The sequence below is a fragment of the Cupriavidus sp. Agwp_2 genome, from assembly GCF_040784895.1.
In the GTDB taxonomy this organism is placed as follows: Bacteria; Pseudomonadota; Gammaproteobacteria; order Burkholderiales; family Burkholderiaceae; genus Cupriavidus.
Window position 1 is genome coordinate 250686 of record NZ_CP088085.1, and the last position, 13278, is coordinate 263963.

The 13278-nt window shown below is 61.5% G+C and carries 9 protein-coding genes and 1 pseudogene; 6 read left to right on the forward strand and 4 right to left on the reverse strand.

Translation table 11 applies throughout. The features are described 5' to 3' along the window. The first annotated feature begins 5 nt into the window (after nt 1-5). The 3 genes from LPA45_RS31395 (at nt 6) to fumC (ending at nt 4426) form a co-directional block, all read left to right on the forward strand. Nucleotides 6-1655, forward strand: coding sequence for an FAD-binding protein (locus tag LPA45_RS31395; RefSeq protein WP_367395330.1), 1650 nt, complete (start codon nt 6-8; stop codon nt 1653-1655). 19 nt (nt 1656-1674) lie between these two features. Further along, nucleotides 1675-2919: an NADH-quinone oxidoreductase subunit F gene (locus tag LPA45_RS31400; RefSeq protein ID WP_367395331.1), complete on the forward strand. Its 1245-nt coding sequence runs from the start codon at nt 1675-1677 to the stop codon at nt 2917-2919. 106 nt (nt 2920-3025) lie between these two features. Further along, complete coding sequence (fumC, locus tag LPA45_RS31405) at nt 3026-4426, forward strand: class II fumarate hydratase (RefSeq protein ID WP_317921560.1); 1401 nt, start codon at nt 3026-3028, stop codon at nt 4424-4426. 397 nt (nt 4427-4823) lie between these two features. On the opposite strand, the gene LPA45_RS31410 is transcribed toward fumC, so the two are convergent. Continuing rightward, nucleotides 4824-5315, reverse strand: a complete 492-nt coding sequence (locus LPA45_RS31410) for a CAP domain-containing protein (RefSeq protein WP_367395332.1) — start codon at nt 5313-5315, stop codon at nt 4824-4826. A gap of 715 nt (nt 5316-6030) precedes the next feature. Further along, on the reverse strand, nt 6031-6420 hold the full coding sequence (locus LPA45_RS31415) for a cupin domain-containing protein (protein ID WP_116323579.1): 390 nt from the start codon (nt 6418-6420) through the stop codon (nt 6031-6033). 183 nt (nt 6421-6603) lie between these two features. Here LPA45_RS31415 and LPA45_RS34250 point away from each other — a divergent pair. Both LPA45_RS34250 and LPA45_RS31425 read left to right on the forward strand, forming a co-directional pair. After that, nucleotides 6604-6723 (forward strand): annotated as a pseudogene (locus LPA45_RS34250) (integrase); the annotation flags it as partial. Nucleotides 6724-6798: 75 nt separating this feature from the next. After that, the gene (locus LPA45_RS31425) at nt 6799-7773 is read left to right on the forward strand and encodes an IS5 family transposase (RefSeq protein ID WP_317921562.1); all 975 of its coding nucleotides are present in this window, start codon (nt 6799-6801) and stop codon (nt 7771-7773) included. Between the two features lie 1013 nt (nt 7774-8786). Here the strand turns inward: LPA45_RS31425 and LPA45_RS31430 are convergent. Both LPA45_RS31430 and LPA45_RS31435 read right to left on the reverse strand, forming a co-directional pair. Next, nucleotides 8787-9914 carry a helix-turn-helix transcriptional regulator gene (locus LPA45_RS31430; RefSeq protein WP_317921563.1) on the reverse strand — a complete coding sequence of 376 codons (1128 nt, stop codon included), beginning with the start codon at nt 9912-9914 and terminating at the stop codon, nt 8787-8789. Nucleotides 9915-10126: 212 nt separating this feature from the next. After that, a complete protein-coding gene (locus LPA45_RS31435) occupies nt 10127-11065 on the reverse strand; it encodes an AraC family transcriptional regulator (protein ID WP_317921564.1) in 939 nt (312 codons plus the stop codon). Nucleotides 11066-12500: 1435 nt separating this feature from the next. Here LPA45_RS31435 and LPA45_RS31440 point away from each other — a divergent pair. Then, on the forward strand, nt 12501-12887 hold the full coding sequence (locus tag LPA45_RS31440; RefSeq protein ID WP_233528455.1) for a hypothetical protein: 387 nt from the start codon (nt 12501-12503) through the stop codon (nt 12885-12887). Nucleotides 12888-13278: the final 391 nt, after the last annotated feature.

The window sequence follows — 13278 nt, forward strand, 5'->3', positions numbered from 1 at the left end:
CAAACATGCCAACCGGCATCCCATACGATGAAGCGCGCCGGCGCTACCGGCCCGGCGTTACCGCGGCGATGCGCAGCGACGACACCAGTGTCGAAGCCCTGCTCAAGGGCTATCACCCAGACCACGGTCCCAATGCGCGCGTCGCGCTGGCCGTCGGCGTGAACCGCGGCGAGCCCTGCCAGCCGGATCTTGCGCGCTGTCTGCAGGCTAATGCGCTGATTGACGATGTCGACATTGCCGGCGCCCAACTCGTCTCCACCGATGTGCTGATCATCGGCGGCGGCGGAGGCGGCTGCGCGGCAGCGCTCACGGCGGCCGGGCAGGGCGCACAGGTGATCCTGGCCACCAAGCTGCGCCTTGGCGACAGCAATACCGTGATGGCCGAGGGCGGCATCCAGGCGGCCATCGGCGAGGATGACAGTCCCCAGCTGCACTTCGAGGACACATTGCGCGCCGGTCATTTCCGCGGCGAGCCGGAACTGGTCGCGCAGATGGTGATGGACGGGCCCGATGTCATCCGCTGGCTGATCCGGCTGGGCATGATGTTTGACCAGGAAGAGGACCGGCCCTTTGGCGGCAACCTGCTGCGCAAGAAGCCAGGCGGGGCGTCGGCCGCGCGCATCCTGTCCTATCGGGATTACACCGGGCTGGAGATGATGCGCGTGCTGCGCGAGGCCGTGGACCTGGAACCGGGGGTTGCGGTGTGGAACCGCTGCCCCGCGGTCGAGCTGCTGTCCGACGAACGGGGCCGCTGCGCCGGCGCCGTGATCTACAACCTCGAATGGCGAACCTTCATGCTGGTGCGCGCGCGTGCCGTGATTCTCGCCACCGGCGGGGCGGGGCGCCTGCACCTGAACAGCTTCCCCACCTCCAATCACTACGGCGCCACCGCGGACGGCCTGGTGCTTGCCTATCGCCTCGGGGCGCGCCTGCGCGAGCTCGATTCGTTCCAGTACCACCCCACCGGCATCGCCTACCCGCCGCACCTGGCGGGCGGCCTGATCTCGGAAGCGGCGCGCTCGGCGGGCGCCCGGCTGCTCAACGGCGAGGGCGAGCGCTTTGTCGATGAACTCAAGCCCCGGGACATCGTGGCCTCGGCCATCCTGCGCGAGTGCGCGCAGGGCCGCGGCATCGAGCGGGGCGGACAGGTCGGGGTGTTCCTCGACACGCCGACGCTCGAAATGGAGAATCCCGGCATCCTCGCCAAGCGGCTGGTCACGCTGCGCCATCTGGCGCACAAGTGCGGGCAGGACGCGGCGCAGGAGCCTTTCCTGGTCTATCCGACCCTGCACTACCAGAATGGCGGCGTTGCCATCGACAAGGATGGCGCGACGAGCGTGCCGGGACTTTACTGCGTGGGCGAGGTTACGGGCGGCATCCACGGGCGCAACCGGCTGATGGGCAACGCGCTGCTCGACATCCTGAGCATGGGCCGGCGTGCCGGTGCCAGCGCGGCACAAGCGGGGCGCGCTGGGATGGCCGTGCGCGCCGGGATCGGCCACGTGCATGCGTGGCAGCGGGAACTGACGCTGGCCGGGCTGCCACTGCATGTCAAGGCACCGCAGCTGTTCCCCGGTTACGCCCATTTCGATCTGCGCGACGATGCCGGATTGCGCTCCGGCGTACGGGGCCGCACGGTCGGCGGCACGCGGTGATCGACCCACGGAGCGCGCGATGGAACACCTGAATCAGGTACTCCTCAACGAGGATATCCGCGTCGGTGCGGACCTGGATGGCTGGCTTGCGCGGGGCGGCGGAGAGGGGCTGGCCAGGGCGCTGCGCGATCCGGCCACGATCATTGCAGAAATCGAACAGGCGGACCTGCGCGGGATGGGCGGCGCCGGATTCGCAACGCATCGCAAATGGGCACCGGTGGCCGCTGCCGCCGATGGCGACAAATACGTCATCTGCAATGGCAACGAAGACGAGCCGGGAACGTTCAAGGACCGGTTCCTGCTGGAACACACACCGCACCAGGTCATAGAGGGTGCGCTGATCGCCGCGGCCGCCACCCGCGCCAACCACCTCGTGCTGTACGTCAATCCGCACCAGCCGCTGGCGCTGGACATGACCCGGCAGGCGGTGCAGCAGTGGCAGGCGCATGCGCAGTTCGCCGAGCTGGCGCGGCTGGTGGGCGGGCCGGTATCGCTGAGCGTGGTGCCGAGCTCGGGCTTGTACATCGGCGGCGAGGAAACCGCGGTGATCGCGAGCGTGGAGGGCGGTTTCCCGTTCCCGCGCCGCAAGCCGCCTTTTCCCGCCCAGCACGGCGTGCATGGCTCACCGACCGTCGTCAACAACACCGAGACGCTGGCCCACGTGCCCGGCATCATGCGCCACGGTGCGCAGTGGTACCGCAGCCTCGGCATCGGCCATGCCGCGGGCACCAAGCTGTATTCGCTGTCGGGTGACGTGTTGCGGCCCGGGCTGTACGAGCTGCCGATGGGCACCAGCCTGGAGACCCTGGTGTTCGCGCATGGCGGCGGCATGCTGCAGGGCAAGGAATTCAAGGCGGTCTTCACGGGCGGGCCTTCCAATACCCTGCTGACCAAGCGCGACCTCGACGTGGCGCTGGACTTCGATTCCGTGCGGCAGCGGCGTTCGCGGCTGGGCACCGGCGCGATGATCGTGGTCTCGGAAGGCACCAGCATCGTGCGCAAGGTGGCCGAGTATGTCAGCTTCTTCGCGCAGGGATCGTGCGGGCAGTGTCCGCCATGCAAGGGCGGGACCTTCCAGCTGATGCGCCTGCTCAATCGGATCGATACCGGCCGCGGCGTGCGCGCGGACGTCGAAGCGCTGGAAAACCTGTGCCGCATCCTTCCCGGCAGCGGGCGCTGCGGCCTGATCGATGGCGCCGTGACGGTGGTGAACAGCTCCCTGGATCAGTTCCGGGAAGAATACGAGGCGCTTCTGATGGCGTAAGGGCCAGAAGCCGACCCGGCCTGTCTCCTGCGAGTTCCGGCGTGCAGAAAATCTTCACCGCAGCCAGGAAAAATTGCCGGATGAGGCTATACAGCGGAGATTAGCGATGACTGATACCGTAAGGATGGAGCGCGACACATTCGGCGAAATCGCCGTGCCCGCCGCACATTTTTGGGGCGCGCAGACCCAGCGCTCGCTGCAGAACTTCAGCATTTCGACTGAAAAGCAGTCGCCCGAGCTGATCGTTGCTATCGCGTGGATCAAGCGTGCGGCGGCCGAAGTCAACCACGAACTTGGCGTGCTCGACGAGCAGAAGGCACGTGCGATTATCGAGGCGGCCGACGAGATTATCGCCGGCAAACACCCGGACGAGTTTCCGCTTGCGGTCTGGCAGACCGGCTCCGGCACGCAGACCAACATGAACCTGAACGAGGTGATTGCGAACCGCGCGAGCGAGCTCCTTGGCGGGGAGCGCGGCGAAGCGCGCAAGATCCATCCGAACGACGATGTGAATCGTGGCCAGTCGTCTAACGACGTGTTTCCGACCGCCATGCATGTCGCCGCCGCGTACGGGATCGTCCTGCGCCTGCTGCCTGCACTAAAAACGCTGCGTGCGACGCTCGACCAGAAGTCGAAGGCGTTCGCAGACATCGTGAAGATTGGCCGCACGCATCTACAAGACGCGACGCCACTCACCCTCGGCCAGGAGTTTTCCGGCTACGTCGCTCAGCTCGACCAGGGGATCGCGCATGTCGAATCGGCGCTGCCGCATCTCTATCAGCTCGCGCAGGGCGGCACCGCGGTCGGAACCGGGCTAAACGCTCATCCGCAGTTCGCGGACAAGGTCGCCGCAGTGATCGGTAAGCTAACGGGCCTTCCATTCGTGTCCGCACAGAACAAGTTTGAGGTAATGGCCGCCGCCGACGCACTCGTGTTCGTGCACGGCGCATTAAAGACAGTCGCCGCCAGCATGATGAAGATCGCTAACGACATCCGCTGGCTCGCGAGTGGCCCGCGCTGCGGCCTAGGGGAGCTGTCGATTCCGGAAAACGAGCCGGGCAGTTCGATCATGCCCGGAAAGGTGAACCCTACGCAGTCCGAGGCGGTGACGATGCTGTGCTGCCAGGTATTCGGCAATGACGTCGCGGTGAACTTCGGAGGCGCGAGCGGCAATTTCGAGTTGAATGTGTTTCGGCCGATGATCGCGCACAACGTGCTGCAATCTATCCGCCTGCTCACGGATGGTGCGCAGAGCTTCAACGATCACTGCGCGGTCGGCATTGAGCCAAACCGCGCACGCATCGACATTCTGCTCAACGAGTCGCTCATGTTGGTGACGGCCCTGAATCCTCACATCGGTTACGACAAAGCTGCACAGATCGCTAAGAAGGCGCACAAGGAAGGCACGACGCTGAAAGCGGCCGCACTCACGCTCGGCTATGTGACCGAACAACAGTTCGACGAATGGGTGCGCCCAGCCGACATGGTCGGCAACCCGCTCCGATGAACAACGCTCGAGAAGACCTGCCACGCGAACGCGCGGCAGGCTTTCCCGTGTGGCGTGCTTCCTGCTATTGCGCGCTTTTTCGGTGGCATGCAGGAGCCACTGGATATCGAACGCGTTGAATCGATTGGGGAGCACGTCGTGAGTGTGGCAAATCGGCGAGCAACAGGACAACCCAGGCGCACACCGGATACGCCAATCCTGATTCGCCCCCGTACCGCCATAATTAACAGATGCGTGGTCTGCTCGGCGAGCCAGGTTCGACTAGTGATCAATGACGGAGCAGCTCAGGTTTGATCAAGGCGGTACTCCGCATCTTGTTTCTCCACGACGAACCAGGCTACCTTCTTCTGCACCGCGCGCAGTTGCCCGACGTATGGCCTTGTGTCGTCGGTTCAGCTCAATGCTTACCGAAATCCACCACGGCGTACCACTTGGTGCCACCGGGGTAAAGAAGCCCTACACCGGCGTGAGTGAACTGACAGTCGAGCATAATTGCTTTGTGCGCTGGGCTGTTCATCCACCAGTTGACCGTCGCTGCCTCGCTGGAAGTTGACTCGCTAAAATAGAGGATCTCACCATAGCGCGAGAGGGGCGCGAAGCCGGCACTGGCGATTCGCTGCCCCGGTCTGCTTCCATCCGAACCCGTGTGCCCGTCCGTGTTGGGCTGTAGGTGGGCTTTTTTGTCGCGCATATCCACCGCATGTCGATCTGCAGCACTCCGCAACTCACTTGAGCCAAGCACGGCAGGGCATCCCGCAGCGGTCCGCTTTTCGTTGATCAGATCAAGCAGGTTTTTCCCAGGAACGCTGCTCGTCCCTGTCGCACATGACACCAGAAAGGCTAGAAGGCCCGCGACCACAGTTATTGAGGCAAGTAAGGTATGACGCATTTTCTGTGTCCCTCTTTGTTGCGCAACTCAGAAAAAAACAGAAATAAAAGGATATTGCATTGAGATTCGAGCCTTCGCTCTCATCAAACTCGTGGAGTGACTTCATGATGGTGCGAGATCCAATCACAATAGGATGGCATCGCATGATGCAGAATTCATTTTCCTTTCTATCTGCACTGTGCGGAATTCAAAACGTAACAATATTGAAACGCAAAGTCTCCTGCCACGAGTTTCAATTCAGTACCTCCTTGCAGATCTCTGATCGAATTGGACATTTTTGACAGTCCCTCGTACGTGAATGAATCCGACCTCATCCGCATGGCCGATGTCCTTGGCGTCGGCTGGCAAGGACACTGTTTGTACAATGCAAGGCGAAGCCGGAACAACGGATGAGCGGACTGAAAGCGATTTGCGAGGCCCGGCGTAAAGTGGGCGGCGGCGAATGGTGTCGGGCTTGACGATGGCTACACTGACTACGTGCGCAGCCTTGAGTTGAACCTGTGGAGGCCCCTGTCAGCTCTTGCGCTGGCCGCGTTCCGGGCGGAAGGCGGCGCCATGCGTTCGTTCTGGTAGACGCCGGCAATGTCGAGCGGCCGCCGCCCGCAAGCCCGATGCGCCAGCGTACGGCCCTACCGGCTCTGCCATCGTTGCTTTTGGCCTCGAAGGTCTTGGTGCCCCTGTTTGATGTGGCAACCCGCACCGATCGACACATCACTCACGGCGCCGGCGATGCCAGCGGCTTCCCTTTCTCGACCACGTACACGCCCACCAGCCGAGTCGCCGTGCTACCGCTGTTGTGGGCGTCATGCACCACGCCGGCCGGCACCACGAACGACTCACCGGCCTTGATCGTGCGCGGCGACTGGCCGTCGACTAGGAGTTGCACCTCGCCGTCCATGACGTAGCTGATCTCGTCCCCGGGATGCGTATGTCGCCCCGCATAGGCGCCTGGCGCCACCTCCACGCGCGCGACCACGGCTTCGCGACCCGGTACGGATACATCGGCCCGGCCGACCACGGTGCGGGTCAGGCCCGACTTCTGCGCCAGCGCGCTACCTGTCATCAGCGCCACAGCGCTCAAAATGACCAAATTCTTATAGTGCATGAATTCTCCTCGAAATTATTTCTGATTTTCAGAGATGACTGTCCCATCTGGTCCTAGCCCACGTTCATGCTAGCAGGCCGTTGTCCGGCCGGAAGGTCGACGCGGCGCTACAATGCCCACTGCTCATCTTCTAGAATCATTCACCATGCGGCCGGATTGCAATCCCCGCTTCTGCTGCTCGTAGTGCGCAAAATGCCATTCGGATCAACGCTGCTTTGGTACGTCGGATCGCTTACGACGAATGTTCGCGAACTGGCGATGTTCAACCTTGCCATTGACAGCAAGCTCCGAGCGTGCGATCTAAGGCAATGCTGATTAAGTCCTCCAGTTCGTGAGAGTAAGCGTTATCTGAAGAATCACGAGCGCGAAGAGATGAACATGAAGCAGATGACGTTGGCGGCGGGTGCAGATCAAGGGGCAGGATTCGAGCAATACCGCAAGCCAACGCGACGCGAGGCATTTCTGGCGACGATGGAGACGATCGTGCCGTGGGCAGCATTGTGCGCTGTGATCGAGCCGTACTATCCGAAGGCGGGCAACGGCCGGCCGCCTATTGGCCTGGAACGGATGCTGCGCATCCACTTTTTGCAGCAGTGGTTCAACTTGGCGGATCTGGCCTGCGAGGAGGCGCTATATGACAGCGCCAGCCTGCGCCGCTTTGTCGGGATTGACTTGGGTCGTGAACCGGTGCCGGATGCCACCACGCTGCTGAAGTTTCGCCGCCTGCTGGAGAAGCACCAGCTTGCCGAAAGGCTGTTTGCTGAGGTTGGCCGAGTCCTGCAGGCCAGTGGCGTGAAGCTGAAGACCGGCACCATTGTGGATGCCACGATCATCGGCGCACCCAGTTCGACGAAGAACAAGGAGAAGGCACGCGACCCCGAGATGCATCAGACGCGGAAAGGACAGCAGTGGTTTTTTGGAATGAAGCTGCACATCGGCGTGGACAGCCAGAGTGGGTTGGCCCATTCGGCAGTCGTGACGCCGGCTAATGTCCACGACAAACATGCACTGCCCCGGCTATTACATGGGCAGGAGCAGCGAGTCTATGGCGATAGCGCCTACGCCAGTCAGCAGGCGCTGATCGCGTCCAAGGCGCCCCGCGCCAAGGACTTCACCAATCAGCGTACGCGCAAGAACGGGCAGATTGACGAAGTGCAACGTGGGAAGAACCGCAACAAATCGAAGATCCGTGCTCGGGTCGAGCATGTCTTTGCCGTAGTCAAACGCCTGTGGGGCTTCACCAAAGTACGCTACCGTGGCTTGAAAAAGAATGCCGGCCGGGCCTTCACGGCCCTGGCGCTGGCCAATCTGTACCTCAGCCGAGGGCATTTGATGGGAGCAGTCCGTCCGTAAAGGGCGAATGTGGGGCAACTGCTCCGCCAACACGCCCCATTTGGGGATGCGGTAGGAAAATTCTCGTCATCAGAGCCGAGTTTTTCGACCGCACACGTTCTTATCAGTCTGAACGCACCAATTCACGCGGCTTGTTCAGCATAGCCCTAACCCGACTGCGCGTGCAGGACATCTGCGACCCTGTCCTGCCATTCGAGCTGACACGAAGGCAATGACAGCTATCAAAGCAGACCAGTCATAGATCGCCAGGCCTCGGCTGCAGGCTGGTGTCCGCAGCGCGTGCTCACGGGAGCCGGCAGGCTCGGTATAAACCCCTCGGAAGGGGCGGGTTCAAGCAACTGGGCGACCGAGGCACATCCATCGCTGCATTGCCTGACTGTCGTTGGTGTCGAGATACTGGGAGACCTGATCCAGCAACCCCAAGTCGATGCCAGCCGAATCCGCTAGCGTCTTCGCCAAGTGCGGATCCTAGCTCGGTGTCGAGCATTCGACCGTGTCGCCCGGATCGACCGCCTGGAAGAGAGCCTGGGCTCTCCCCCGTTAGCCTGAAAAACCGCGGGCGCTGGATTGCCAAGCCAATCCCGACTTCTCTCGAGGCGGTCAGCTTCGACAACGAGGGGCCCGCTGTTGCGTTTACGGCTGCGCCGCCTCAACCCGGTCGTCTCTTCGCGGACTCTTTTTGCGCCATTCGAGTCATCGCCACCCTGGACCAACGGGCATTTACGCACACTCTTGACTCGGACCTTCCGAAAATATCGAACTTCAGATTAACAACATCCACAGAAGCTCCGCGGGGGGCATTTCCTTCTGCCTCCGGGCGTGCCAGAAACGAAAGAGCCCTCGAACGGGGAGGGCGATGCTCTGAGCGAAACGGGCGGGTGCAGGACTGCCGTGGTGCATCTTCGTCAGTCGTGCCCGCAAGCGGTATAGGGTCTATCGCCCTAGGGCCGAGGGGCTCGCTTGGGACGTTGACGCGATGATCTCCAGCACGTCCGTTGGGATCCTGCCGATCGTCAGCCAGGGCCAACGCAAGCCCCCAGTTGCGTCAGCAGATGAGCGAGCCTTGCTTGGGAACCAGTCTCGGTCTTGTTAAAGATCATCTTGAGCTGCGTGCGAGCCGTCTCGTGCCCGATGGCGAGTCGCGCACTGGCTTCAGGCAATCCTATTCCCGCGGTGAGTAGGGTCGCCAGCCGAGTTTCGGCTGGCGACAGGCCATATAAATCGCACAGCATATCCGACAACAGAGGCGCCGCAGCGCCGGCCTCGTGTATGACCACCAGCGCGGCGGGACGCTGCCATGGCTCGGCCAGATGGTGGGCCGGTGGCAGAGGTAGCACGATGACGTCTGCGCTGTTCCCGCTGTTGTCGCAGGCATGCGTAGCCTGGGCCGGGACGGTCTCGCACGGGTCGCAAGCCGAGGCCAACATCTCCTGGAGCGACCGCTTCATCCACCAACCGTCGTGGCTCACGAGTCCCGAGGAGACGCCATGGCCTGCCAACAACCGCCTGACCCAACGTTCGCCACAGGCGTTGTGGAGTAGCACCTTGCCATCAGCGGCGACCGCGATCAGGCCAAAGGAAAGTCGTTCGAGTACTTGTTCGGACAATTCGACAAGCGCGCGGGCCTCGTGCGCGCGCTGCCGCAGACGAAGTGCCTGGCGCAGGTGCGGGATCGCCCAGCCTATTCGGTGCGCGTCGTCGGCCTGGTAGGGCGGGTGCCCGAGGGGCTTCTGGAGGAAAAAATAGATTTCCTGGCTCGGCTTGCGCTCGACCAGGCAAGCCATGACGGAACTCAGCCTGAAACCGTACATGAATTCCCGGTAAAAGGGTAGCCGCATCATGTTCGCTTGACCCAGTTCACGTGAATCGATATACCAGTCACCCTGGTCCATGTGGCGCATGTATGTGCGCGCCGGATCCTCGGCTTGGTAATGGCCATTGTAGGCGTCGACCAGTTCCTGGTTTTGGTCATATATCTCGTTGACCCGGAACCGCTGGTTAATGGGTGTGAACTCGACTAGCGAGGCGTTCATGCTGTCGCTGGCGTCGCGCAACCTTACCAGGCCGGACTGCCAGGCGGTCTCGTCGAGGATGCCCTCGTACAGACCTCGTATGGTTTGAGATACCACTTCTTCGTTCATCGGCTTCCCCACAATGCCGTCAGCGGTGCACCTGCAGAGCGCTGCCCCGTACAGCGTGACGGCCCACGTGCTCTGTCTGGCCTAGCCCCCCAATCGGGGGAATGCGTAGACGATAGGGGATCCGGCCCGTTCCCACTTGCGGTTTCTTGCGCAAAATTTGGGGCGCGGAAATTGCCCGCGCCTAAGCCGGCCTCATGGCGGGCAGGCCTGGCTTAGCTTGACTGCCTTCCGACACTGCGGCGAAACTCGCTTGGTGAAATTCGGCTAAATTTGCGGAAGGCTGCGAAGAACTGAGTGTAGGAATCGAAGCCGCTGGCGGCCGCCACATCGGCCAGTGGCATATGGGGGTGGCGCCGTATCAGCTTGCGTGCATACTCGATCCGGCAGATCAATACATATTGCCAAAGGCTGACCTGGCGTGTTTTGCGGAACATGCGGCACAGGTGGAAAGGGCTGACATGGATCGCCGCGGCGATTGTGTCGATAGTGAGCGGCTGGGCGAGGTGAGCGAGAATGAAATCGTCCAGCCGCGCGAGCGTGTGTCGGGACAGAAGGCCACGCTGAGGCGTGACGGCCAGCGCTGTGGTGTTCGACACGCCGGCGCCATAGAGGAGGCCCACGCGCAAACTAATAGCCAGCAGCAAGGATTGCTCGTAAAGGCTACCGCCCACGCTACCACCCCTAACGTGTGCGTCGAGCGTCAGCACCAATTGCACAAGGCCGCTGTCGGCCCCGCCGGCGAAGTCGGACTGCAGATCAGGTGCGCTGCGTTCGTGCGTCTGTTCATGAGCGTGGACAACGGCATCGGGTCGCACGGAAAAATAGACGGCATCTAGCGGCGCTGACCAACTGCTCGACAGCGCGTCGCCAGCGGCGCGGAAGTAGACCCGTTTTGGCGCCATCGTCCCGTCCATTCCCCGTCCGTTGATTTGCCAACGAATCGGCACAGGATGGCGGGTGACCGGGATGGCCAAGCAGTGCACAGGCATGACCGTGGTGTCCAGGGCGCCGGCGGCGAGCACATGGCGCTCCAGTACAAAGCCGTCCCAGTGAGAGGAACCGCTGCCATAGCGGGGTGTGGTGGGGATAGCTGGCACGGTGCCGTTGCCGGTGGTGGCCAGCAACTGGGTGGGTGAAGGTGCTTGGCCCATGTGGTTGGCTCGATTAAAGTCGCCTTATCGCAGCGTTCGGATGGTCAGCTATCCAGTGCTCGGCATTCCGGTGCGCCGCCACCTACCAACTCTGAGGTAGCCATAAACGATATGGGCGCGTTGAAGTATACATACTTGGTCCGCACGCATCGGGGATCAACACCTCAGGTATCAACGCAAAGGCACGCGGATTGGACAGCTTGTGCATGTCGCGCGCGACAGTGCCTTCCATCGCGTAGGCAGGCAATCCGCTCCCAACAGAGCAGCATCAGCAGACGAGCCATTAGGATCTCCGGCGCGGGGCAAGGAAATTTGCGCGACGTACGGCATGCACGCCGGCAACTGGTGGCGATCCTTCTGTTGGCCCATCTGCCGCGTTGAGAAGGTACATGCCGCTACTAATCGACATCTGTGATTCGCCCGCTCACACCGCGGCACTTCTTTGACGAGGGGGCGAAATGAGTGCGTGAATCATTCGCGTTTTCCGGCCCGAACTAGGTTGCGCTCGAATTTTGGAGAGTGATTTCTAGACACCCAGCGATTTCATCGCTGGAAGCTGCGCGACGCCGCGGGACAGGGACGGGCAGGGCGAGATGCCCGACTAGCCGCGGCGGACGGTCAATACCAAACTACTCCTTTTGAAGCAGGATCGGCTTGCCCATCCCCTCTGCGCTGTTGTCACAACGGACGAGGTTAACAGTCGCCTGGTGAGATGAATTTTCGGCCACCCACCGAAGTGGGGAAGCCAATGGACGCATTACGTGTAAGGATGTTTATCGGCGGGTCTGCGAACGCCCGTCGCACCCTTATGGCCCCTGAGCATTTGCCGGGGGTTTTCTTTTTGCTCGCCAATGCCTGTCGGGAAGAGTCTCGCGCAGGGGCCATGGACAGTCCCGGCGCGCAAAGCTTCCTCGATGCAAACGCCACCGTTGGCATTACGTGCAATCGGCGGTCGCCAAGAATTCGATGCCGGGCGTCAACGATGAGGTTGCTCTGATTGCAAAAAGCTCACTAGCGCACATTTTACGATGTGAGGGCTTTTGGAAGCAATCCAACGCGCAAATTTGCCGACTTTGTATAACGGTGAGCGCCAAAGCATGGGAAGTAGAGCGAAGCGAAAGCCTGAACAGCAAAGCGAGAAGCAGAGCGTATCAGCCGCCGCCGCCCTCACCCCGGGAAGCAGCGCTGACAATAGCGATCCCAGGTCGCTAAGACGTAAAGAGTGACGCGTGTGCGAGGCAAGCCTCCATCCACGGCCGCATCACAGTCTGACCTCATAGTGGCGCATCAGACGGGTCCGCGGCCCACCTGGTACGGCGTTTGCGCCAGCGTTAGGGAGGCAGCCATTAGGCCGCGATAGAAGTGATCCAGCCACCCATTGGCCCTCACTACAGTGAGGCGCAAGGGTCTACCGCTTCTTTTTCACGGAGCTTTCATGACGCACTTCGTACCCTTCGAAATGCAGCATCTTGAAGCCGCATGCCGGGTGCTGGGTGACAGGCAGCGCGGCCTTACAGGCCCACAAATTGGAAGGCTGCTCAAGGAGATGGGACTGCCGGATCCGTGCCAAACCGCGACTAAGTGGAAGCGCCTATTTACAGCACTGGCGAGCGCACAGGCAAGCTATCGGGTAGGAAATCATCTGATATTGTTGATCAACCGCGCGACTCATGATTCGGACGGTTTTCGTTTGTGCCCGGAAGAACTAAATGTTGTGCTTTCATCTTCAGGCTTATATGTGCGCAAGGACGGCCGCGTTGCGTATCTGGCGGATGGTAAGAAAAGAGAGATCGTCGCTACGTTGCCTGGTGTCGACGCTTAGTTGGTAGCCTGATCATCCATTGGGATTGCTCGTGCAGACCTCTGTGGACTGTCTCGTGATGGTGCGTCAAAATCGAATCCGCTTGCGAGGTCGCGGCGCGTGCAGAAGTCGCCGAAATGGAGCGGCAGATCCTTGCTGCAGCGAAACGCCGACTTGCGACCAACTAACAGGAAGAAAACCCCGGGGTGGCACGCCGATGGCAGAAGAGAATGCACCCTCTCTGCGCTCGGCCAACCCTCCGATGTCACGGGTGCTCTGCGATTCTACAATCGCAGGCCCCAAGCGGAAGGTGCTCAAAAAATTGCGATAGTATTCCGGACGACGATTCGTCAGGGGTGCGATAAAGAAAGATCTCTCGGCCAGGAAAGGCGAGAACTCTCATCGTTGCTAG